At 37.0% G+C, this 524-nt stretch carries 1 protein-coding gene; it reads right to left on the minus strand.

Annotated elements, in window-relative coordinates:
* Positions 1–401, minus strand: a 401-nt coding sequence (locus QM877_RS10245; protein WP_414318329.1) for a transposase family protein, incomplete at its 3' end; no start/stop codon positions are given.
* Positions 402–524: the final 123 nt, after the last annotated feature.

The following is a 524-nucleotide window of genomic DNA, read 5'->3' on the forward strand; positions in this document are numbered from 1 at the left end:
ACTGTCGAAGTAGAGACAGATAGACTTTCTGCGATAGCCGTCATAGGGACTTTCTCGATTAATTTTTGAGTGATTTTCTGGTTGACGATGGTCGCGATTTGGTGATTCTTTTTGACTAAGGAAGTCTTTGCAACAGCTATTTTCCCGCAGACTTTACAACGGAAACGGCGTTTTCTCAATCGAATGAGAGTCTTGTATCCTGCACATTCTAGGTAGGGAATTTTAGATTCTTTCTGGAAGTCATATTTAGCCATTTGTCCTTGACAGTTGTGACATTTAGGGGCAGGATAATCAAGTTTAGCGATGACTTCTTTATGCGTTCCAGCATCAAGATAATCTAAGATTATGATGTTCTTGTCTTTAATTCCGAGTAAGTTTGTGATAAAATTTAATTGTTCCATAAGATTCTTTCTAATGATGGTTTGGTTGCTTTTCATTATAGGTCTTATGGGACTTTTTTTCTACAACAAAATAGGCTCCATAATATCTATAGGGGATTTACCCACTACAGAAATTATAGAGCC

It is taken from the genome of Streptococcus infantis (genome assembly GCF_047463655.1).
GTDB lineage: Bacteria > Bacillota > Bacilli > Lactobacillales > Streptococcaceae > Streptococcus > Streptococcus infantis_Z.